Below are 21,449 nucleotides of genomic sequence, written 5' to 3' on the forward strand. Positions count from 1 at the left end.
GCAACTTCAATCAGGACTGTCGGAAAAGGGCACCCTTCTAAAGGGTGCCCTTTGAGTTCGCCTTACTTATGATAAGGTGAACCGTATCATAAGTAAGGCGTAAAATTGGGTTATGGGCATATATAACAAGGTTGATTGCGAGTGTGAAATATAGAATTGTAGAGTCTCCTGAGATTTTGAGCTTCAGGAGTATTTCTTGTATGATGCCGTAGACGGAAACATCCCCTTTCAGGTACTTGCTGTCATTCTTGAAGGTAGAGTAGAAGAAATCCGTCACAAACTCTTCGTTTGTGTTGTTCTCAATACCATCCTCCTCCATGACTTTCATCTTGTGAACGTAGGAAAAGGCAAGTAAGTCCTCAACGACCCCGAAAATCTGCACGCCAGCAATCGCTCAGCCAAGCTGCTTTTGTTCAGCCTAAATCATCGTACATTTCAGTTGCGGTCTTGTATTGTACGGCAAGGTCTAGGGGGCGGTTGAGGCGCACGTGCCACTGATAGTTGAGCTATCAGATCAAGCGAAAATTGATAGGTTACAACCGTTGACAGTGATAGTTTATTTTACCGACAATTAAACATATTTACCGGCGATGTGACAGGGCAGAACATATGCGCCTTGTTTGTCTTTGCCGAGAACAGGAATAGAGGTGGGATGCGGTACAATGGGAGGTTGGAACAGACGTTGCTGGGCGGCTCTCTCGACGCTTGTCATCCTTGCGTCGTCGGTGTTGTTGTCGGTCTCGGTCGCGTCAGCGGATGAGCACACAACGTTCAAGCAAGGGGATGGGTATGCTGCAGGGAAGTATGATATTCAAGGCGCTCAGCCAACGGCGGATAATTGGGAGCGGCGTTCTCGTTATGCCGCGGTTGCGGGTTCTCCCCCAAAGATGAAGTGGAAGCTGGCAACTGGCGATTGGGCGAGTTCGGCTCCTGTCATTGGCTCTGACGGGACGATCTATGTGAAGGATGAGAATTTTCCGGGCAAACCCAAAGTCTATGCCATTAGACCCGATGGGACTGTAAAGTGGAAATTTGAGGCACAAAGTAATGCTGCCTTTAGCGGTTCTCCGGTCATTGCAGCAGATGGAACGATCTATGTATCCTCTACCCATCTGTATGCGATTAATCCGGAAACGGGCGTGGAGAAGTGGAGGTTTAAGATCGGGCTTCAATTGTCCCCGCCTGCAATTGCTTCGGATGGCACCATCTATGTTGGGTCGAATGATGGGACCCTCTACGCAATCAATCAGACTAACGGAAAACTGAAGTGGTCGGTTGCCCCGTTTGGTGACGAGATCGTCGAGCTTAACCAGGTTACACCTATTGTGGGGAAAGACGGAACAATCTATATGTCTGCAAATTATGAATCCGATGTTGTACACTTCGTGATCGCGATCGATCCCGTTTCCAAGAAGTTGAAGTGGAAATTCAATGTGCTAGTAAGTATGTACGGTTCCCCTGTTATTGGCCCAGACGGTACGATCTACGCAACTTCGGGTGCGGGATATCTGTTCGCGATTCGTCCGAATGGTACCGAGAAATGGAGATTCAATACGGGTGAGTGGATAGGTTCTTCACCTGCCCTCGCTGAGGATGGGACGATCTATACGGGTACAAGCGGTGCCTATGTGTATGCGGTGAACCCGAACGGCAGCTTGAAGTGGAAGTTCGCCACCGATTCGAATCACGCGTTCGACCGCGCTCCGCTAGTCGATGCCAATGGGACGATCTATATGGCCACCTTGTTACCCAGTGAACACACGGCAGACGGCTATTTATACGCGATCAATCCGAACGGTAGTAAGAAATGGATTTTCAAAGTTTCGCATTCGAAAATCGGCGGCACCACGTTTGCCGACATCGCCGAGCCTGCGATTGGTGCGGACGGGACGATCTACTTCGGTGCGAATACGAAGGAATTCTACGCTATCCGCGCCAGCGCTCCTTTGCTCGAGATTGTGGAAGCTCAACCACCAGTAGCTACTGAGGGTCCGCCACAAGTGCCGTCTCCTGACCAGCCGGAGCTACCTGTGTTCAGCGACATCGCGGGGAATTGGGCAGAAAGCTCCATCATCAAGGCGGCAATGCAGCAGATCGTCACCGGCTTCCCTGATAACACTTATCGTCCGAATCAGGCGGTCACTCGAGCGCAATTTTCGGTGATGTTAATGCGTACGTTGGGCATAAAAGAATCGGATAAAGCTCTAAGCTTTGCAGATGCGGACGAAATTCCGGCGTGGGCGAAGCAGGCAGTTGCTACCGCTGCCCAGCAAGGATACGTCCAGGGCTACGAGAACGGAACGTTCCGTCCCGATGCGAAGATTACGCAGGTGGAGATGGCGTCTGTGGTTGCCAGAGTACTGAAGCTGGCGGTGGATAGCAATGTTGCTACGAGCTTCGCCGATGACACGGACATTCCAAAGTGGGCGAAGGGGACCGTGGAAGCCGCCAGACAGTACGGCGTCGTTACAGGTCGCAGCAACAACCGCTTTGAACCCCAAGCGGCTGTGACCCGAGCAGAAGCGGCCGTTATTCTATTGCGTCTTACCGACCATCTCGAATAAAGTCTAGATGAGGAGTTTATTCGGGAGGAGGGGGCAGATTGAAGCAGCTCAAAGACTGGATCAGGGAAAGGCAGACAAGTCATTTTATCGGAAGAACACGAGAGCTTCAATTGATGAAGGAACGGCTTGTACATTCGGATGAAGAATGGAGTCTTCTGCACTTTTACGGGCACTCGGGTGCGGGTAAGACTGTATTGTTGCAACGCTTCGAACAGATCACAGTCGAAGTGCCCGTCATCTATGTGAAGGGTCAATCCGGGTTCGATGCGCCGCATCTTTTCCTGCAACAGCTCGGAAGTCGGCTAAGGGATAAGTCTCTAGTCGAATCGCCGATATCGGAGACGGAAGTGACGAACGCCGTCAACGGTATAGCCGAGATAAGAGGCAGGCTGGTCATATTACTCGACGATTTGGATCAATGGATAACGATTGAAGAGTGGATGCAGGAAGAATGGCTTCCTTCGTTGTCGACGAAGGTTCGTATTTGCAGCACGGGTAGAGCGCCGCTCGTGAACGTGCGCCTGCCACTCTTGGAAGAGTTGATTATCAACGAGCCACTGCTACCATATGCCCCTTCACCGCTCAAACAGGAGGACGCCGAATCGACAGAATGCCTGGAAGCGGCGGCGATATTGAAATATTTTGACCACTCTTTGCTGGAAAACATCTTGAAACGATCGGTGCCGTCGCAGCAGTTCGAAGAACTTTGTCGTTCGCCACACGTTGCCCGAGCCGAGAAGTTAGGTTGGTATGTCGCGGACGACCTTCGTAGGAAATTGCGAATGAAATGCAAAACTGATTCTCCTGTCAAATATCTCATCTATAAGCAGAGAGCTGAAGTAGCGCTGAACAATCGGTTGCATCAACTTTTCCCTGAACAGCACTGGTTTAAATATGAGCTGGCCTGGCGCAAGTTCAGTTTGCTTGACAACGATTTCTTGCAGGGGATTCTATTTTGCGGCAACGACGAAGGATTTTTATCCCGGCCGGCTCATGCTTCCGAGCTGCCCGTCCTGGAGCGAATGTTATCCTACAATGTCGACACGCTTCTGCCCTATAAGATCGACGAGGTGCACATGCACAGCTATGTGACGAAAATATGGAATGTAGACCCTGGCGCTGTGCATGTTGTATATCGTTACGAAAGGTTGGTAGGGCTTTATTTCCTGATTCCATTAAATGAGGAGACGCGCGGGGTATTGGCTCACAATCCGATTACACAAAGTTTCATTGAGCTGGGATCGACCGAAGATGATGATTACTTTGTATATACGATTGCTAGCATCCCAGCGTTTGACTTCGCGATCTTTGGACATATCCTACGGAAGTTGTTATATACCGAAATCATCGGCAAATGTATGACGTTTTTGCTGCCGGCGCGGGATCAAGTGGAAGCCTTTAGCTTGATCGGATTCGAACATCTGGAATGGGCTAAGTACCAATCAAGCGGCGGCCTGACTATGTATTTTGCTCAAATGGATTTGCGCACGCCGATTCCATTCCCCATTCTATATTCGGAACAGGGGCTGTTGATCGAACCTTCGACGGATTCATCGGCGAAAATCGCGGAGGAACTTCCTTATCCTGTTCATCCGGATAGCGACTTGAAGACGTGGGAACCCCTTGTGAAGCATCTGTTGGACAATTACAAGGATATTCAGTCGCCTAAGATCAAGGAAGTCATTCTGCTCACGTACCGACGGTTGAAGTCAGGGTCGGACGCGGAGCAGACGCAAGCCCAAATCTTGCAACATCGCTACTTGCAGAAGAAAGGTTCGCACGAGAGCATCGCATCGCTGCTGTTCTTGCCGATCGCGACCTACTACCGCCATCTGCGGCGGTTGATTGTAACGATTGCGCAGTCGCTCCGTGCCGAGTTCTTTAAAGAGATGGAAGAGAAGTAGATTCAACTAGCAAGAAGCCATGTGTGAAATAGGCACGATTTGAACTTATGAGGAGAGACGAAGGATGAAAAAAACGATGTTTATCTCTACGGTGATGCTAGTGTCGTTCTTCTTCGGCACGATATCCAGTCATGCGGGACCTGTACTTGAGGAGATAAAGGCTTATCTGAATCACGAAATTACGTTTGTACTGAACGGTGCGAAGTGGCAGCCGGCGGATGCGAATGGCAAAAAAGTGGAGCCGATCACGTTCAACGGAACAACGTATGTCCCCCTTCGCGCGGTGTCTCAGGCGCTCGGGGTACCGGTTGAGTACGATGGCGTCAATAAGCAAATTATTCTTGGGGAGAAGAGAGATTCCGTTTCCTTCCTAAGCAATACGATTAGCCTTGATAAGAAATCGTATTACACTTCCTCGGTTACGCACAATGCATCCGAGTTGAAGTTAGGCGACAAGCAATATAAGGGGGCCTTCAAGTTAGAAGAAGTGAGTAGCAATCGGAAAAAGCTGACGATTGATTTCGGCAAGGCGTATGCGAAAGGACATATCGTCGCTACCGCAAACTTTAATGTCCATCACAACGAGATGAAGTTTAGGGTGCTGAATGACAATGACGAAGTGCTGTATGAAGGCACGTTGACGAAGGAGGCTCCGCTCGTCGAGGCTGATTTCAACATCACCGGGATGAATCGTTATTTGTCAGTGGATTTCGTAGCTACGGTTGGGGGAGATTCGGTGGGTTACGTTCTGCTGGATGATAGCTGGGTAAAATAATCGGCTGTTCAATATATTATAGGATGATCTGTGAGAGGACCACAACGTCGTCAATGCGGGTTCAAACACCCATCATTCGCTAGAAGTAGAATAGAGTTGCTTGAATTCGGCAGATACTGGTAAGACGGTACCTGCCGTTAGATGTAAAACCGTTTGATGCTTTGCGTGATTATCCTCTACTGTTCTAGTGGTTGAAGGGATATTTAGGATTGAACCTTCAGACAATATTGCTCCCAAGCGAGGCAGGCATAGATTCTGAGAATGGTGAAATTAGTACCATTAGTAAGTTACTACTCAGGCACATAACACATAGGGAGTAAATAGAGCGGTTTCACCGCTTTAAATCTCGAAAATGGGCGCCGATTGTGGAAATAAAGCGGAGTAGCCGCTTTACGACAGGTAGTGTGTATTTGGGGTTACTTCTAAGTGGCAAGACCTAAGTAGTAACCATTAGTAACCCTTCTCTATAACAACAAGGAGCCCTAGCGGGCTCCTTGTTCCGTTTTTATTCGGCTTGTTTAGGGCGCAGTGCCCCAAACCAAAGTTCCGTTTTGATACAGCGTGACATGATCCCAGTTCGCGTAAGCGGTTTTCGTTGGATCGTAGGAGTAGTCGTTGGCTTCGTTGAAGTTCGACCAGTCGGCTTTAGCCAAACGTAGCTGAATGTCGCCCGTTTGTCCGCCTGCCGCGATCGTACCTGCGCCTGCGGTGAAGCCGAGTTCGACATACGTGTCCGTATTGATGCCGGATGCGCTCACGAACGTCGTCGTAATGTTGCTTCCACCGATTTGCGCCCAATCGATGAAGGCGTTCAATGCAGCTGTTCCGTCTTTCGTGAAGTAGTAGCGGACTTTGATCGTGCTGAGGCTAACAGCGGATGTGCCCGTGTTCTTGATGTTTAAGTAAGGCTTAATTTGGTTGTCCGTGGCACTCGTGTCACCGACTTTGTATTGGATGACAAGGCTGCCCGTTCCGGTGCTACCGCCCGTCGGCGTCGCGCTTGCCTGCGAGGAGTTCGCGCTCTCGCCCGCGGTATTGGATGCGCTGACGACATAATAGTAGACCGTGCCGTTAGTCAGCCCCGTATTCGTGTAGCTCGTCGCCGTGACGCCGGACGCTACGTTCGTGTACGGACCGCCCGTCGTCGTTGCGCGTTTCACTGTGTAGCTCGTGGCTCCGGCCGAAGCCGTCCAGGAGAGCGACACTTGTGCGTTGCCCGTAGTTACCGTTAATCCCGCAGGTGCTGCAGGAATCGTAGTGCCTGCGATCGGCGTCGCGCTTGCTTGCGCGGAATTCGCGCTCTCGCCCGCGGTATTGGATGCGCTGACGACATAATAGTAGATCGTGCCGTTCGTCAGACCCGTATTCGTGTAGCTCGTGGCCGTGACGCCGGTCGCTACATTCGTGTACGGACCGCCCGCCGTCGTTGCGCGTTTCACCGTGTAGCTCGTGGCTCCGGCAGATGCCGTCCAGCTCAAGGACACTTGAGCGTTGCCCGCAGTTGCCGTCAATCCCGCAGGTGCTGCAGGAATCGTCGTGCCTGCGGTCGGCGTCGCACTCACTTGTGCGGAGTTCGCGCTGCTGCCGGCGCTATTGGATGCGCTGACGACATAATAGTAAGCCGTGCCGTTCGTCAGCCCCGTGTTCGTGTAGCTCGTCGCCGTGACGCCGGTCGCTACGTTCGTGTAAGGTCCGCCGCTCGTCGTTGCGCGTTTCACCGTGTAGCTCGTGGCTCCGGCGGATGCCGTCCAACTCAATGCAACTTGAGCGTTGCCCGCAGTTGCGGTCAAACCCGTTGGCGCTGCAGGAATCGTTGTGCCTGCTATCGGTGTCGCGCTTGCTTGCGAGGAATTCGCGCTCTCGCCCGCGCTATTAGATGCACTGACGACATAATAGTAGACCATGCCGTTGGTCAGCCCCGTATTCGTGTAGCTCGTCGCCGTGACGCCGGTCAACACGTTCGTGTACGGACCGCCCGCGGTCGTTGCGCGTTTCACCGTGTAGCTCGTGGCTCCGGCCGAAGCCGTCCAAGAGAGCGACACTTGTGCGTTGCCCGCAGTTGCCGTCAGCCCCGTCGGAGCTGCAGGTATGGTCGTGCCCGTTACCGGGCCGATGAGCTGCCATACTTCGTTCGTTCCGGGCGTCTGCCCTAGGGTATACCATCTCGCTTGCCAAATATTCCCGCTATAGACGACTTGTTCGCCGGTATTATAAGGGCGAATCGAGCTCCAATCGCGAATGGCGCCAAAGCGATTCGGATCGCCGGGGAAACCCGGAGCCGGCGTCGTCGGTTGCGAGAGATCGCGCGTCAGGTTTACGTCCATCGCTTGATAGAAGGCGTTGATCGTATCGAAGATATCCCATACCGCGACAATGACATGGTAGCCTTCCCGATCATTCGGGATGAAACAATCATTGGAGACATCCACCGGCGGAATAGCGCCGTTATCCTCATAGCGGCAGAACTTTTCAAGATCGGTGCGAGCCAGAGGCTTGTTCGGATCCCAGCCCGGCTTAGTGATGTAGTAGTCCCAATAGTTTGTGCTGTGGTTGGCGACCAATTTCCATTTGAAAGTATGAAGTCCGCCGCTCAGGTTGACTTTCGTCCAGCGGGTCATGGTTTGCGCATCGAGAGGCGGGTACTTGCCTCCGCCGGCAATCTGACCGTCCGGCACCCCGATTTCCGGGAAGTCCCCGCGTCCCTCTACGCTCCAAGGCTCGTACTGTACCGGACCGCAATCCGTGTTTAGCCCGCTCATACATAAATCCGCGCGACTATCTATCAATCTACCGTGCGCCGAAGCGCGGTCCGCGAACAGCAGCGAACAAACCAGAATTAGCAGCAGAGCGCCTGTCCCCATCAAGAGCATCATGATTCTGGATGGGGGTTGCTTCAATGTTTCTTGAACCGACATCAAAATCTCCTCCCTTATTCATAGATTTCAAAACAGTGGAAATAAGCATTTCCCAGAATGAAATCACCTCCTTCAGGTTAAATCTCCCATTTTAAATCAGAGATGGAAGAATTATGATAGCGAGAGTAATTCCATTTTACACCCCCCTACCGGTATGAAATGCTCTTTTGGTAACCAAATCTTTGCCCAAATGTGACCTGTTGGGAGTACGAAGCTAGTGTCTTATCACCTTTAATCCGTTTTTGAATAGCCTAAAGCCAACTCAATGTGGAAAATAAAGGATAAACAGGAAAGCTGTCGAATTAACTTAGTAGTTTGTCATGCTAATCCTGCACGCAACATTTCAATTATTCGGGGTGATCCATTTTGTCCAAATTGAGAATCGACTTGGATGCAGTGAAGCAAGTCAATGAGGAAGTTAAAAGTCGCAAATTAAAATTACTCGATGTCGCCAATCGGGTGTCAGCCTTGAGAGGAAACGTGGATTCCGCAGTCTCGGCCCGAAGGAACATCTACGCCAGACTAAACCAGACAAGCCTTAAGTTAAACGGAATCGACAAGAAGCTGTTGGATCTTATTACGGTGGTCCAAAACTCGCAAGGTGCGTACCAAGGTACGGAAAACGAACTTAAAACCAAAGCCTCGACGTTAATGAATCTCGACCGTCATGGCGTATCCGGAAGCAACGGCGAGGCCACATATCGTGCCGCTGCCAAGGCTAAAGAGGCCACACATCTTGCTGCTGCCAAGACTAATAATGAGGTTAAAATTTCAGCGGTCGCTAAGCCTAAAGACCGCCTTGTTAACGGGCTGCCCGTTACGCTACAATGCAACAAAAGTTGCCCGGCCTATACGATGACCAATTCAATTAACAGAGCTAAGCTGATTACCGGCTCCTTCGAAGGTCCAAATTATTATTCGAATATCACGGGAAACGCCGACAGACAAGGGTTGTCATTCGGCTTCCTCCAATTCAATTTCGGTCAGGGCACTCTGCAGCCGATTCTGCAAAAGATGTATAAGGAAAATCCTAAGGAGCTTGAAAAAATATTTGGCGATAATTATAGCGAACTAAAAAAAGTGCTGTCTATGAGCAAGGAAGATCAAATCAAGTGGGCGGACGGCATAAGCACCAAAGGCAAAGAGGGATTGGTGGAGCCATGGCAATCAATGTTTACCGAACTGGGTAAGAATGCTCATTGCCAAAGTTATCAGGAGGAAGCCGCCAAGGAATATGTCAATCGGGCGAAGAGCCTAGCTAAAAGTTACGGAATTACAACGGATCGCGGACTTGCCTTAATGTTCGACATCGCCGTTCAATCCTGGAGCATTAGGGATCCGAAAAACCTAATTAAGGATGCCATAAAAAAGGGGACTTCGGAAAAGGATCTTCTGGCGCTTATCGCCAAGGTCTCAGCGGGTAGTGACAAGGACAAATTGGCTCGCAGAACGGCAATCGTTACCGGAAAAGGCAACGTGCATAGCACTTCTTTCGACTTGGATGGGGACTACAAGTTAACCGACAAACCGATCAATTAACCTACTGGACAGAAAGGGTGTTCACGATCCAAAAGTCAGCTTGGATGTTACTGTCGTTGCTTGCTTGGCTTATTCTAACTTCTTGCGGAAATAAAAGCGTTGTGAACGAACCGACCCTGACTCCGACCCAGCAACAAGCAACAATAGAGACCCAGCCATCGGGAAGCCCGGTATCAAGCGAAGAGATGGTAAAAGTCGGTGAGGATAATGATCTTGCTATTGCAACGGAATTGAAAGCCCAAATCGTTGCGCAACTGAAGGTGTATGCGGACGAATCGGAAGAGGATCAAGCCAGGTATGATGCCACCGACCAAATGTTCTCGTTGTTGTTGAAGTATCTTACCCTCGCAGCTTCTTTGCAAGATGATCTTCAATGGACAGGGCTCGATATTACTATCATTCCCGATTCCGATTCAGGCAGATTGATTGAAGTGCTGGCGGATCCCTTCTTAGTGCATACAGCCGGCAGGGCGGATGGGCACTGGATGATTTATCAGTTCCAAGATCAAGATACCGTCCAATCAAGTTTGTTGTGGAGTAAAAACGGCTTAACATACGTTGATCATCTGCGAATCCAGGACAAATTGATTGTCGTAGGAAATCGAACATCTTCTTGGGGATCCGTGTTTGCAGGCTTGTGGCAGTTGAATAACGGCAACTGGGAAGGGATGCCGATTTCGGCCTTCCCGGATTTCGGCGGAATTCTATCTCAAACGGGCGATAGCAATCATTTGCTATATGGCGACTCGGGGGAGAGTCGGCTAGGTATTGAGTTAATAGATTTAATGGTGGACATTACGGATGACTCGGACATCCAGATCAAGCTTCATATCAATCTGGATAAAGGCGAGTTTATAAGCATGTGATTCGCGTCCGAGGAAGCTGCAGCCGAGAATATCATTCTCGGCAATTTTACTTTTGTTATTGACACCTCTTCCCTAGCACCTTACAATGTTCAAAGCGGTGAATATGATAATCATTCTCAACAATTGAAGTCGCGCCCATCGAATACTGGGCAGCGCGCACAATAGATGGGAATGGATTCATCGATAATGATATGAGCACTAGATGCTTAAAGGGAGAGTCATCGTATGAAAAAGCTGTTCATTCCGTTAACCCTGGTCCTTATTCTTGTACTTAGCGCTTGCGGAGGCAACTCTAAAAATAACGCCAACAATGCTAGCAGCAGTCCTTCTTCTGCCGCTCCATCGGAATCGGCATCTCCGTCGGCATCCGCTGCTGAGGATTCTGGCACGATTACCTACGAATCCGAGACTGGACCGGTCGAGGTTCCGAAAAATCCGAAGCGCGTCGTTGTTATTACCAGGTTCTTAACGGGTAACGTTATGCAGCTCGGCGTTCCATTGGTGGGCGTGGATGAAATGTCCAAAACCAATCCGAGATTCGTAGACGAATTGAAAGACGTAGAGACGGTTACGGACGAGAGCGTTGAGAAAATCATCGAGCTGGAGCCGGACCTCATTATCGGACTCTCGGACATTAAGAACATCGACAAGTTTAAGCAAATCGCGCCAACGGTTACTTTTACTTACGGTAAATTGGATTACTTAGCGCTTCAACTGGAAATGGGCAAATTGTTGAGCAAAGAAAAAGAAGCGCAAGCTTGGGTAGACGGTTTCCAAGCGAAGGTGAAAGAAGCCGGGGAAAAAATCAAAGCGAAAATCGGCGAAAACGCGACGGTCTCGGTTATCGAGACATTCAATAAGCAGCTCTATGTTTATGGCGATAACTTCGGACGCGGAACCGAAATCCTCTATGCGGGAGGATTCGGACTCGCGAAACCCCCGAAAGTTAGCGAAGCAACGAAAACAGACGGTTACTTTGCCGTGTCTTCCGAAGTACTGAAGGATTACTTCGGCGACTACGTGATTTTCAGCAAAGACGCGGATGAGGATAACTCGTTCCAGAATACCGAGATTTACAAGAATACGACGGCGGTCAAAAACAATCACGTGTACGAAGCGAACGCGAAGGCATTCTACTTTAACGATCCGCTAAGCTTGGAGTACCAGTTGGAATTCTTCACGAAAAGTTTTCTTGGCGAGTAAGAGTTGATCATCCCTTCTAAAGAAGAGCCGGAAGTCCCCGCAATCATCGGGAGCTTCCGGCTCTTTGCCATTTTTATCCTCATTAAAAGCAAGAAAACGACTCGATACTCCGAAGGTCAAAACCCGAGAACATCCAAAAGAAACCGTTCCAACGAAATCCCGAGATCGATGTCCGACCGACGAAGACGGGGTAAAACCAGAAGCCTGCTCCGTTGCGCGGCCAAATATACGTATAGCGAAACATGCAGCGGGATATTGCACCCGGATCAATGGCAAACGTCGATGTGAGAGGTTTCGGGGGAATCGTTTGAGGCGGCGGCGAAGAGGGGGGCTGTTGCCCGCCTTGCGGTCCGAAGGGCGGCGTAAAGGCCATGTTCATCACTCCTTAGTTAGTCGACTTTCCTCGCGTTAGAGTAGCGAGATAGTGAGAAGGTTAAACAAAACAAGAGGAAGCACGAAGTCGCTAACAGGGTTGGGGGGACCTGGGAAAAAGGCACGATTGTATCCCTCATTGGATAGGCATAAGTAAAGAATTCCTCTGTCGCAATGAACGATATGCCCTTCAAAGACGTCGCCGTGTACGGTCTCGACCTTAACCAGTCGATTGGCGTGGCCTGCGCACAACTTGTGAAGATGGTCGCCCACCGACTGCAACGTTTGCTGAACTTTGGAATCGCACTGATAGATTTGCGTTTGTTCAAGTGCCGTATTTTTCGAGTTCATCATGAGAACCTCCGTCATTTTCGAACATGGGTTAGTCTATGCGGGGGCCCAGTTCGACGTTACGCCATGAGGATAGAACAGTTTTAATCAACGATTGACTCTCTCGTTACGGAAGACTCTACAATTCAATTAAACCAATTGAGCTGGAGGGTTCTTCAATGAAAACAAACTCCTTCTATTTCATTGCCAATCCTAATGGTATTCCTCAGCCCCTGGCCCCGTTATTCGGCATGTTGCTGTTATGCGGGCTAGGGATAGCAATTCATCATTTCAAGAAGAAACAGCAAGTTAATATTGGAGGGAGATAAAATAATGAATCATACTTCGAAGACTCATGTGATATTCGGTACGGGACCCTTAGGAATGGCGTTGTTGCGCGAGTTGAAAAGGCGTGGGGAGCAAGACGTTCGGATGGTGAATCGCAGCGGTACGCTGCAGGGAGATGAGGAGGTTCAAGTGATCCGAGGAGATGCATCGCAGGTGTCTACTTCGAAAGAAATATGCAAAAATGCGTCTGTCGTATACCACTGCGCGCAGCCGGGTTACTTGAATTGGCCAACTCGATTTCCGGCCTTAACAACGGGCATAGTAGAGGGGGCAGCCGCTGCTAATGCCAAGCTCGTCTACGCGGATAATCTGTATATGTATGGTCAAGCGAGTACGCGGTTAAGCGAAAGTCTTCCCTACCGAGCTCAAGGGAACAAGGGCATCACTCGGGCCCGAATGGCGGAGGAAATCATGAATGCCCATAAATCCGGCAAGGTACGCGCGGCGATCGGGAGAGCATCCGATTATTACGGTCCCGGGGTATTGCAATCGTTTATGGGCGAGAGGGTATTCGGATTCGCCCTACAAGGAAAGCCGGTAGACGTGCTTGGTCATTTGGATATGCCGCATACGTACACCTATATAGACGATTTTGCCAGGGGGCTGGCTGCGTTAGGACTTGAGGATCGAGCAATGGGGGAAGTGTGGCACGTTCCAAGCGCGGAGACGATTACGACAAGACAGTTGCTGCAAATCGTATTCGAAGAGTTGGGCAAAACATGCAAAATAAAAACGACTCCGCGAAGCGTAGTTTCGATATTGGCGTTGTTTCATCCGATGATGAAGGAAATTAAAGAAATTTTGTATGAGTTTGAACAACCGTTTGTTGTCGATCACAGTAAATTTGTTCGAGAGTTCGGAAATTTCGCGACGACTTCGCACCAAGAAGCGGTTAAGCGCACGATCAACTGGTATAGAAAGATGGTACAATAAACATTAATGGAAGATTGTGGGTGATGCTAAACGGGGAGGGACTCAGTTGCAAGAGTATATTAAAATCGGACTTTTTTCGAAAATAGCGCAAGTAACGATACGAACGCTTAGACATTATGATGAGGTAGGCTTATTAAAGCCGGCGTATATCGAATCCAATACAAGCTATCGGTACTACGTATATGACCAGTTAATTCGGCTGAATCAAATACTGGTGTTGAAGGACGCTGGATTTTCGCTGGATCAAATCTCTTCCATGATCGATCAAGGCGTGACGATCGATGAAATGAAACGAATGATGAATCAGAGGAAACAGGAACTGACCATACAAATAAGCGATGCTACCCAACAATTAAAGAGTATTGATATAAGGTTGAACCAGCTTGAGAAGTTCGGCGAGAAGCCTGAGTATGAAGTCGTGTTGAAGCAAGTACCCGCGTTATCTATTGCAGCTATCCGTAGAATCGTACCGAAACCTCAGGATATGCCCGCCTACCGTTGCCGAATGTTCGATGAGCTTGATGAGTGGCTATCCCAAAGTAAGAGCGTCGTGCAGCAAGAATATGTATTCTATCACATGACTGAATTTATTGAAGAGAATTTTGACATCGAGGTTGCAGTTAGCCTTGGTTCCAATAAGGGAGTCCCAAACGGAAATGTCGTTATCTATGAGGTCCCCCAGGAGACCGTAGTTGCGAGCTTGATTTACAAAGGGCCCTTTATGGGGGCAGGTAAAGCCCTATTAGAGCTTTTTACTTGGTTAGGGGTAAACGGATATTCGGCGACAGGGCCAGTTAGAGAACTGCACTTGTTCGGTCGGGAAAATCACCATCGCGATTTCAACAATGTGCTCGTAGAGCTTCAAGTTCCTGTTTCCAAATAAGAGGCTAACTGCTATCGTAAGGAGGGAATGAAGTCGCTTTACTATTTTGCGGAGGTGGATCATGAAAGTACTATTTATTGGGGGAACGGGAACGATTAGCTCTGCAATCACTCAGCAGTTGTTGGAACAAGGAAACGAGCTTTACCTTCTGAATAGGGGTACCCGAAATGATGCCTTGCCAGCGGGCGTAACTATCCTTAAAGCAGATATTAACGACGAAGCTACAGTATCGAAGTTAATTGAAAACTTGGAGTTTGATGTCGTTGCCGATTTTATAGCGTTCGTACCGGCCCAATTGGAAAGAGACTATCGACTGTTCAACGGCAAAACGAAGCAGTTCCTATTTATTAGCTCGGCTTCCGCATACCAAACGCCATTGTCCGATTATAGAATTACGGAGGGAACTCCTTTATCTAACCCTTATTGGGAATATTCGAGAAACAAAATCGCTTGCGAAGATTACCTAATGAAACAGTATCGCGAGAATGGTTTCCCGGTTACGATCGTAAGGCCAAGCCATACCTATGACGAACGTTCCATCCCGCTTGGGGTACATGGAAAGGGATCGTGGCAGGTTGCCAAGCGTATGTTGGAGAACAAACCAGTGATTATTCATGGAGACGGGACTTCTCTATGGACTATGACGCACAATAGCGATTTTGCAAAAGGTTTTATTGGTCTAATGGGGAATATTCACGCGATCGGGGAGTCCGTTAATATTACTTCGGACGAGACCGTGACCTGGAATCAGATCTATGAGATCATTGCCGATGCGCTTGGAGTAAAGCTCAATGCCGTCCATGTTTCATCGGAATTTTTGGCAGCCTGCAGTAAAGAGGATTATAGAGGTGGATTGCTGGGAGATAAGGCTAACTCCGTCGTCTTCGATAATTCGAAGCTTAAGAGGCTCGTTCCCGGATTTGTCGCAACGACTCGACTGGACCAAGGGATTAAGCAAACGGTTAAATACATTCTAGCCCATCCTGAATATCAAAAAGAAGATAAGGAATTCGATATTTGGTGCGATAAGGTAATTGGCGCATTGGACGTTGCCTTGAAGACGATAAACGAGTAGGACCGAACTTGCGTGGATTGGAAAAGACCGTTTTTAGCCTGTGAAAGGGCTAGAAACGGTCTCTTTGTTAGCGGCAGCTAATTAATAAGCGCGTTTATATTGTTCCGGTAGGTTGTTCGGCTCATTGCGGAGCGTAAAGGCCGCATGCGTAGCCCAATACGGATCGCGCAGCATGCCCCGGGCAATCGCGACGAAGTCCGCGTCTTCGCTGCCGATAACGGATTCGGCAAGAGCAGGATCTTCGAGCATGCCGACTGCAATGACGGGGATATTCAAAGCCTCGCGGATTTTACGCGCGAACGGCACTTGATATCCCGGGTAATTGCCGGGTTTTCTCTCTCCGGCGGGTCCTTCTCCGCCCGAGCTAACATGGAAAGCATCTACGCCAGCAGCTTGGTAAGCTTTGGACAGTTCGATGGCATGATCAATGTCGTATCCGCCATCCGCATACTCCACAGCGGAGATGCGGAAGAGGAGGGGCATATTCGCGGGCATTTCTTTTTTGACCGCTTGAATGACTTCTACGCCGAAACGGGCAAGATCTTGGCCGTATTGATCATCGCGCTTGTTGGTGAGCGGCGACTGGAATTGGTGGATCAAATAGCCATGAGCTCCATGAAGCTCGATCGTATCTACGCCAGCTTTGACAGCACGACGGGCCGCATCGGCGAATTGTTGGACGACGTTCTGCACTTCGTCGGTCGTAAGGGCGCGCGGCATTTTGTACGTCGCTCCTGGAAAGGGTATCGCGGATGGGGCAACGGGTACTTCCGCGTCTTCCGCTTTGCGACCGGCATGTGCGATTTGAATCCCGATTTTGCCATTGTGAGAGTGTACGCCGTCAATAATTTTGGCGAATGCCGGAATGTGCTCATCCGACCACAATCCTAAGTCATAATCGGTAATCCGGCCATCGGGATCAACGTCCGTCATTTCCATGATGATAAGCCCCGTCCCGCCAATAGCGCGGCTGAGATAGTGAACATAATGCCACTCATTAGGCTTACCATCCTTAGCTTTCACAGAATACTGGCACATTGGCGCCATGACGACTCGATTATCGAGGTGCAAGCCTTTCAGATCATATGATGAAAATAGTTTCTGACGCATACGAATAACCTCCAAGTCTATATTAGCGCCTATCGGATTGCGGTTATTGCGGGTTCGTGGTCCAGATTCCGGCCGTTTTCATGAAGACGCGTTGCGGCAATTTCAATGCGGCCAAGATGAGCTCGGCTACATCTTCCGCTTGCATCATGCGATCCTCGTCGCCTATAGGTAGTCCGGCTTTAACGGCTAGCTCCGTATTCACGGTCGATGGCGTGAGGGCAGTAACGCGGATGTTCGATTTGCGAACCTCTTGCATGAGCGCTTCCGTTAATCCAAGCACGGCGAACTTCGATGCGCAATACGCGGAACCGGTCGCAAAACCGCGTTCTCCGGCGGTGGAAGCAATGTTGATGATACTTCCCCCATTTTGCTTCAACATCGTTGGCAGCGCGGCGCGGGTGACGTAATACGTACCCATCAGATTCGTTTGGATTATTTGTTCCCATTGCTCCGGAGCCATATCGACCAACTTGCCGAATTGGGCAGTTCCGGCATTATTAAGCAGAATATCAAGGGAGCCCAGCTCCCCGATCAATGTTTCTACTGCCTGTTCTGCTTCGCCACGGTTTGAAATATCCGCCGTAGCAATGCTCACTTTAATGCTATAGGTGCCCGTCAATTGCTGCTGAAGGGACTCAAGGTCTGCGCGGTTACGTGCCAGCAATCCAAGATTAACGCCCTCTTGGGCCAAGGCGATTGCGGTAGCTTTGCCGATTCCTTTGCCCGCACCTGTAATTAACGCGGTTTGATTGCGTAAATTCATATTTCTCTCTCCTTTGTAACGGATTGTCGCTCCGTTTATTATTGATGTTCAGAGTGCTTAGAGCAAGTACCCTACTTCAAAGTAACATAGTATCGTTAATTATCCTAAAGGCAACTAGCGATCAAGTGTTATAATCACCGTAGACTGTTGGACTTAGAAGGGTGATAGCGATGAGCGTAATTCGGTTGGAGAACGTCACTAAGAAGTATGAAGAGGCCATGATTTTTCGCGATATTTATTTTCGCTTGAGCCAAGGGGAACGTATCGGACTGATCGGAAGGAACGGTGCAGGTAAGTCGACGGTATTCAGGCTGATTCTGGGGAAAGAGGAGCCTACGTCCGGCAAAGTGGAAATCGATCCTCAGGTGAAGGTAGGGTACTTCTCTCAATTCTCGGAAATGACCGGAAGCCTGTCCGTCCAGCAAGAGCTGGAGATGTGCTTCGAGCAGGTGGCTCTTATCGAACGGGAGCTGCAGGAAGTCGGGGAAAAGCTTGGGACGGTTACCGATAACGGCGAGATGGACGCGCTGCTCGCGAGGCAGGCGGAGCTATTCGAGCAAATGGAGCATTTGGATGGCTGGAACGTCTCCGTCGAGATTAACACGGTTCTTACGAAATTGGGATTCAACGAGAGGTCGCGCCATCAACCCGTCGATGAATTGTCCGGGGGCTGGAGAAACCGTGCCGCGCTCGCCAAGATGTTAATTCAGGTACCCGATGTCGTCTTGCTCGACGAGCCGACGAATTACTTGGACATCGAAGGGATTGCTTGGTTGGAGCAATGGTTGTACCGGTTCAAAGGCGCTATGATCCTGGTGTCGCATGATCGGCAATTTATCGACAAAGTCGTCACGCGTACGATCGAGATCGAGAATTATCATTTTCAGGAATACGAAGGGAATTACACCGACTACGTCCGCAAGAAGAAGATGCGCAAGAAGGAGCTGGACCGTCAGTTCGAGTGGGAGGAAGAGCTTCTACTGATGGAGTCTGAAGCGATCGACAATCGCGCGAGCCGGAAATCCGGTTCCAAGGATCGTCTCTCCCGCCAATTGGCGGATAACAAGAAGCGGATAGAGCCGCATCCCGTGAACGTTCTGATCACCGATATTTACGAGAGATTGCGTTTCCCGGACAAGCTGTGCGAAGTGAAGAAGATCGGGCAGGCGTACGAAGATCGGACGATCTTCGAGAACATCAGCTTCGATATTCAGAAGGAAGATCGCCTAGTCATCGTCGGTCCCAACGGAAGCGGGAAATCTACGCTCATTAAGGTGCTTACGGGTCAGGAGAAGCCTCAATCCGGCGAGGTCGTCTGGGAGAAAGGCGTCAGCTACGCCTATTTCAACCGGATGTGGGAAGAGCTGAATCCTAAGGATACCGTTAGCCACGCGGTGAACACTTACGGATTGGGATTGGATGCCCCGCGGAAAAAGGTGAACAAATTCCTATCGATGCTGCAATTCTCGGAGATGGATCTAAGCAAGACGATTAGCAGCCTCTCCGGCGGACAGATGGCACGGGTTGCGCTGGCGAAATGCCTTCTCTCCGGTGCCGCAGTCATTATATTGGATGAGCCGACCAACCATCTGGACCTCACGAGCATTCAAGTCATGGAGCAAGCGTTGATCCATTTTCCGGGCGCCGTTGTTACGGTAAGCCATGATCGGTTCTTTATTGACAAAATAGGGACCAAAATACTGACGTTCGACCCCGTATCGGGAATAAGCGAGCAGAATCTGTAGAACAAAAATGCCGGGCCGCCCTTAGGAAGGGCGTACCCGGCTTTTCTATTAATCCTTTTTCTTATCGGGCACCAGCGTCCGCCAGCAAGCGTTCGATTTCCGCAAATCGTTGCCTTTTGGCATGTTCTAGCGGAGTTACTCCGTCGTTGTCGGCGATATTGACGTCCGCGCCGTGATCGATGAGCAATCGGACGATCTGCTGGTGTTTCGTTCCGCCGTTGCTTAAGATAACGGCTTCAAGCAAAGCCGTCCAGCCCAGATTGTTGATGTGGTTGACGTCCACGTCCGTTGTCGTGAGCAGCGTTCTTACGTTGTCTATATGGCCCTTCTCCGCGGCGGGAATGAGAGCGTTACCTCCATAACGATTGGTGAGCTTCGTGTCCGCCTTCGCCTCGATCAGCAGCTTTAAGATATCCAGAAGTCCTTCGGCCCCCGCATATAGGAACGGATTGTTTCTCTTATTGTCCTGCTTATTAATATCCGCTCCGGCTTCGATTAATAGACGAACCGCATCCGGTTTGTCGGCATAAGTCGCGGCCATAATAGCGGTTCTCCCCTGCGCATCTTGTGCGTTCAAGTCAGCCCCTTCTTCAACCAGCTTCCGGAGATTTACTGTGTCTCCTCGTTCGGCGGCTGCAATCAGTGGATTGTTCATGACGTTCACGTCCTTCTCTGTGGGATTCGTTTCCTGGAGCGGAGCCGAACATCCCGTAAATAAGAGAACGGCAGCCAAAAGCGCTGAATTCCATTTTTTCATAGATGCGGCTCCCTTCACAATGCTTTTCTCTATTATATAAGGTAATTGTTAAAGCCGAAGAAACGAATTCTTAAATCTATCTTAATCATCCGATCGAACAGGTAGGCCGCCGCCGGGCACGAAAAGTTTGACAAAGGCGTCTGCCGGGATGTAAACTTGCAAATCTGGACTTCGGAATTAAAGCGATGAGTTCCGGGTACTCTAGTTTCGTTTGAGGTGGCAGAATAAGTGGAAACGACTAAACCTGATCTTTCGGCGGTGCCGATCTGGAGATGCGTAAACAAGGAATGTAAGGCTTGGGTGCGGGAGGAGCTGGCTACTTCAGGTTCGCCTGAATGTCCTATATGCAAAGGGAACATGATTCGAGGCATTAAGCATTTGCCGAAGCTTATCAAGAAACATAAAGCCGAACCTAGGAAAAAAGAGGCCGATCAGTGGCTTCGATAAGAAGTGAATGGAAGATGGCCATCTTAGGATGGCCATTTTATTTTTGCCGAAATTCCAGAAAGTGTAGACATTCACCCAAGTCTCCTACGCTGAGTATCTTATTGTGGATAGCACTCTATTGAAGCGGGGGAATCGGTGTGGGGTACTATGTAACGGTAGAACAGGGTGTAAAAGTATTCGTAGAGGATGTTAACCCGAAGGGGAATAAGACAATCCTATTTATACATGGTTGGCCGTTAAGCCATAAGCAGTTCGAATATCAGTTTAATGTGCTTCCGGCGATGGGATATCGATGTATAGGCATGGACTGGAGAGGGTTCGGCAATTCGGATAAGCCGTTCAGCGGTTACAGCTTCGACAGATTGGCGGATGATGTCAAAGCCGTTGTAGCGGCCTTACAGTTAAAGGATTTCACGCTTGCGGGGCACTCCACCGGCGGGGCAATATCGATTCGGTACATGGCAAGACACCATGGCTATGGAGTATCCAAGCTTGTCCTTATCGACGCAGTTTCTTCGTCTAGCGTTCCTGCGGATGTCACGAATAACTTTATTGCGGGAACGCTCAATGATCGGCCTAAAATGCTGCAGGGAGTAACGGATCTCTTCTTCTTTCAGTATATTACGGGACCGTTCTCGGACTGGTTTTTTCAGATGGGGTTACAAGCGGCCGGCTGGGCGACCGCGGCGATCATGGTTACTTTAAGAGACGAGAGCGTGCGTGGCGATCTTGGCAAAATAACGGTACCTACGCTCCTTGTTCACGGCATCCATGATCAGATCGTTCCGTTCCCTCAAGCGCAGGAAGCCAATAAGCTAATAAAAAATTCGCTGCTTGTTCCTTTTCAGTATAGCGGCCATGGCTCTTTCTGGGAGGAACGCGACAAGTTTAATCAGCTACTGGTGCAGTTTACGAGCTGA

The 21,449-nt window shown here is 49.7% G+C and carries 20 protein-coding genes; 13 read left to right on the forward strand and 7 right to left on the reverse strand.

Annotated features, from left to right (window positions below; genetic code table 11):
- Positions 1-37: 37 nt before the first annotated feature.
- Positions 38-382: a hypothetical protein gene (locus tag L3D05_RS19650; protein WP_239618027.1), complete on the reverse strand. Its 345-nt coding sequence runs from the start codon at positions 380-382 to the stop codon at positions 38-40.
- Positions 383-662: 280 nt separating this feature from the next.
- Between L3D05_RS19650 and L3D05_RS19655 the strand changes: the two genes are divergently transcribed.
- The 3 genes from L3D05_RS19655 (at position 663) to L3D05_RS19665 (ending at position 5,243) form a co-directional block, all read left to right on the forward strand.
- Positions 663-2,564: an S-layer homology domain-containing protein gene (locus L3D05_RS19655; RefSeq protein WP_239618028.1), complete on the forward strand. Its 1,902-nt coding sequence runs from the start codon at positions 663-665 to the stop codon at positions 2,562-2,564.
- Between the two features lie 38 nt (positions 2,565-2,602).
- Positions 2,603-4,468, forward strand: coding sequence for a P-loop NTPase family protein (locus L3D05_RS19660; protein ID WP_239618029.1), 1,866 nt, complete (start codon positions 2,603-2,605; stop codon positions 4,466-4,468).
- Positions 4,469-4,532: 64 nt separating this feature from the next.
- Positions 4,533-5,243 carry a stalk domain-containing protein gene (locus tag L3D05_RS19665; RefSeq protein WP_239618030.1) on the forward strand — a complete coding sequence of 237 codons (711 nt, stop codon included), beginning with the start codon at positions 4,533-4,535 and terminating at the stop codon, positions 5,241-5,243.
- 518 nt (positions 5,244-5,761) lie between these two features.
- Here the strand turns inward: L3D05_RS19665 and L3D05_RS19670 are convergent.
- Complete coding sequence (locus L3D05_RS19670) at positions 5,762-8,158, reverse strand: cellulose binding domain-containing protein (RefSeq protein WP_239618031.1); 2,397 nt, start codon at positions 8,156-8,158, stop codon at positions 5,762-5,764.
- 366 nt (positions 8,159-8,524) lie between these two features.
- On the opposite strand from L3D05_RS19670, the gene L3D05_RS19675 reads away from it, so the two are divergent.
- The 3 genes from L3D05_RS19675 to L3D05_RS19685 all read left to right on the forward strand — a co-directional run bounded on the left by L3D05_RS19675 (position 8,525) and on the right by L3D05_RS19685 (position 11,766).
- Positions 8,525-9,697, forward strand: coding sequence for a lysozyme family protein (locus L3D05_RS19675; protein ID WP_239618032.1), 1,173 nt, complete (start codon positions 8,525-8,527; stop codon positions 9,695-9,697).
- 101 nt (positions 9,698-9,798) lie between these two features.
- Positions 9,799-10,563 carry a hypothetical protein gene (locus tag L3D05_RS19680; protein ID WP_239618033.1) on the forward strand — a complete coding sequence of 255 codons (765 nt, stop codon included), beginning with the start codon at positions 9,799-9,801 and terminating at the stop codon, positions 10,561-10,563.
- Between the two features lie 225 nt (positions 10,564-10,788).
- A complete protein-coding gene (locus tag L3D05_RS19685) occupies positions 10,789-11,766 on the forward strand; it encodes an iron-hydroxamate ABC transporter substrate-binding protein (RefSeq protein ID WP_239618034.1) in 978 nt (325 codons plus the stop codon).
- Positions 11,767-11,848: 82 nt separating this feature from the next.
- Here the strand turns inward: L3D05_RS19685 and L3D05_RS19690 are convergent, their stop codons facing one another.
- Together L3D05_RS19690 and L3D05_RS19695 are read right to left on the reverse strand one after the other, a co-directional pair.
- Complete coding sequence (locus L3D05_RS19690) at positions 11,849-12,139, reverse strand: transporter (RefSeq protein ID WP_239618035.1); 291 nt, start codon at positions 12,137-12,139, stop codon at positions 11,849-11,851.
- 35 nt (positions 12,140-12,174) lie between these two features.
- Positions 12,175-12,492, reverse strand: coding sequence for a hypothetical protein (locus L3D05_RS19695; protein WP_239618036.1), 318 nt, complete (start codon positions 12,490-12,492; stop codon positions 12,175-12,177).
- Between the two features lie 155 nt (positions 12,493-12,647).
- Between L3D05_RS19695 and L3D05_RS19700 the strand changes: the two genes are divergently transcribed.
- The 4 genes from L3D05_RS19700 to L3D05_RS19715 all read left to right on the forward strand — a co-directional run bounded on the left by L3D05_RS19700 (position 12,648) and on the right by L3D05_RS19715 (position 15,707).
- Positions 12,648-12,797: a hypothetical protein gene (locus L3D05_RS19700; protein WP_239618037.1), complete on the forward strand. Its 150-nt coding sequence runs from the start codon at positions 12,648-12,650 to the stop codon at positions 12,795-12,797.
- Positions 12,798-12,801: 4 nt separating this feature from the next.
- Positions 12,802-13,749: an SDR family oxidoreductase gene (locus tag L3D05_RS19705; RefSeq protein ID WP_239618038.1), complete on the forward strand. Its 948-nt coding sequence runs from the start codon at positions 12,802-12,804 to the stop codon at positions 13,747-13,749.
- 46 nt (positions 13,750-13,795) lie between these two features.
- Positions 13,796-14,632 carry a MerR family transcriptional regulator gene (locus L3D05_RS19710; RefSeq protein ID WP_239618039.1) on the forward strand — a complete coding sequence of 279 codons (837 nt, stop codon included), beginning with the start codon at positions 13,796-13,798 and terminating at the stop codon, positions 14,630-14,632.
- 61 nt (positions 14,633-14,693) lie between these two features.
- Positions 14,694-15,707 carry an SDR family oxidoreductase gene (locus tag L3D05_RS19715; RefSeq protein WP_239618040.1) on the forward strand — a complete coding sequence of 338 codons (1,014 nt, stop codon included), beginning with the start codon at positions 14,694-14,696 and terminating at the stop codon, positions 15,705-15,707.
- Positions 15,708-15,788: 81 nt separating this feature from the next.
- Here L3D05_RS19715 and L3D05_RS19720 read toward each other — a convergent pair whose 3' ends face one another.
- Together L3D05_RS19720 and L3D05_RS19725 are read right to left on the reverse strand one after the other, a co-directional pair.
- Positions 15,789-16,817, reverse strand: coding sequence for an NADH:flavin oxidoreductase/NADH oxidase (locus L3D05_RS19720; protein WP_239618041.1), 1,029 nt, complete (start codon positions 16,815-16,817; stop codon positions 15,789-15,791).
- Positions 16,818-16,860: 43 nt separating this feature from the next.
- Entirely contained in the window at positions 16,861-17,580 is a 720-nt protein-coding gene (locus tag L3D05_RS19725) for a 3-ketoacyl-ACP reductase (RefSeq protein ID WP_239618042.1), read from the reverse strand.
- A 170-nt stretch (positions 17,581-17,750) separates the two neighbouring features.
- Between L3D05_RS19725 and L3D05_RS19730 the strand changes: the two genes are divergently transcribed.
- Complete coding sequence (locus tag L3D05_RS19730) at positions 17,751-19,325, forward strand: ABC-F family ATP-binding cassette domain-containing protein (protein WP_239618043.1); 1,575 nt, start codon at positions 17,751-17,753, stop codon at positions 19,323-19,325.
- A 61-nt stretch (positions 19,326-19,386) separates the two neighbouring features.
- Here L3D05_RS19730 and L3D05_RS19735 read toward each other — a convergent pair whose 3' ends face one another.
- Complete coding sequence (locus L3D05_RS19735) at positions 19,387-20,082, reverse strand: ankyrin repeat domain-containing protein (protein ID WP_239618044.1); 696 nt, start codon at positions 20,080-20,082, stop codon at positions 19,387-19,389.
- 228 nt (positions 20,083-20,310) lie between these two features.
- Here L3D05_RS19735 and L3D05_RS19740 point away from each other — a divergent pair, with 228 nt between their 5' ends.
- Both L3D05_RS19740 and L3D05_RS19745 read left to right on the forward strand, forming a co-directional pair.
- Positions 20,311-20,529, forward strand: coding sequence for a cold-inducible protein YdjO-related protein (locus L3D05_RS19740; RefSeq protein ID WP_239618045.1), 219 nt, complete (start codon positions 20,311-20,313; stop codon positions 20,527-20,529).
- Between the two features lie 137 nt (positions 20,530-20,666).
- The gene (locus L3D05_RS19745; RefSeq protein WP_239618046.1) at positions 20,667-21,449 is read left to right on the forward strand and encodes an alpha/beta fold hydrolase; all 783 of its coding nucleotides are present in this window, start codon (positions 20,667-20,669) and stop codon (positions 21,447-21,449) included.

This window comes from Cohnella mopanensis (assembly GCF_022352055.1).
In the GTDB taxonomy this organism is placed as follows: Bacteria; Bacillota; Bacilli; order Paenibacillales; family Paenibacillaceae; genus Cohnella; species Cohnella mopanensis.

Coding starts and splice junctions, on each gene's coding strand:
- L3D05_RS19735 (WP_239618044.1), bottom strand. CDS start 20,082: ATGAAAAAATGGAATTCAGCGCTTTTGGCTGCCGTTCTCTTATTTACG.
- L3D05_RS19700 (WP_239618037.1), top strand. CDS start 12,648: ATGAAAACAAACTCCTTCTATTTCATTGCCAATCCTAATGGTATTCCT.
- L3D05_RS19695 (WP_239618036.1), bottom strand. CDS start 12,492: ATGATGAACTCGAAAAATACGGCACTTGAACAAACGCAAATCTATCAG.
- L3D05_RS19705 (WP_239618038.1), top strand. CDS start 12,802: ATGAATCATACTTCGAAGACTCATGTGATATTCGGTACGGGACCCTTA.
- L3D05_RS19690 (WP_239618035.1), bottom strand. CDS start 12,139: ATGGCCTTTACGCCGCCCTTCGGACCGCAAGGCGGGCAACAGCCCCCC.
- L3D05_RS19720 (WP_239618041.1), bottom strand. CDS start 16,817: ATGCGTCAGAAACTATTTTCATCATATGATCTGAAAGGCTTGCACCTC.
- L3D05_RS19665 (WP_239618030.1), top strand. CDS start 4,533: ATGAAAAAAACGATGTTTATCTCTACGGTGATGCTAGTGTCGTTCTTC.
- L3D05_RS19715 (WP_239618040.1), top strand. CDS start 14,694: ATGAAAGTACTATTTATTGGGGGAACGGGAACGATTAGCTCTGCAATC.
- L3D05_RS19670 (WP_239618031.1), bottom strand. CDS start 8,158: ATGTCGGTTCAAGAAACATTGAAGCAACCCCCATCCAGAATCATGATG.
- L3D05_RS19730 (WP_239618043.1), top strand. CDS start 17,751: ATGAGCGTAATTCGGTTGGAGAACGTCACTAAGAAGTATGAAGAGGCC.
- L3D05_RS19685 (WP_239618034.1), top strand. CDS start 10,789: ATGAAAAAGCTGTTCATTCCGTTAACCCTGGTCCTTATTCTTGTACTT.
- L3D05_RS19655 (WP_239618028.1), top strand. CDS start 663: ATGGGAGGTTGGAACAGACGTTGCTGGGCGGCTCTCTCGACGCTTGTC.
- L3D05_RS19725 (WP_239618042.1), bottom strand. CDS start 17,580: ATGAATTTACGCAATCAAACCGCGTTAATTACAGGTGCGGGCAAAGGA.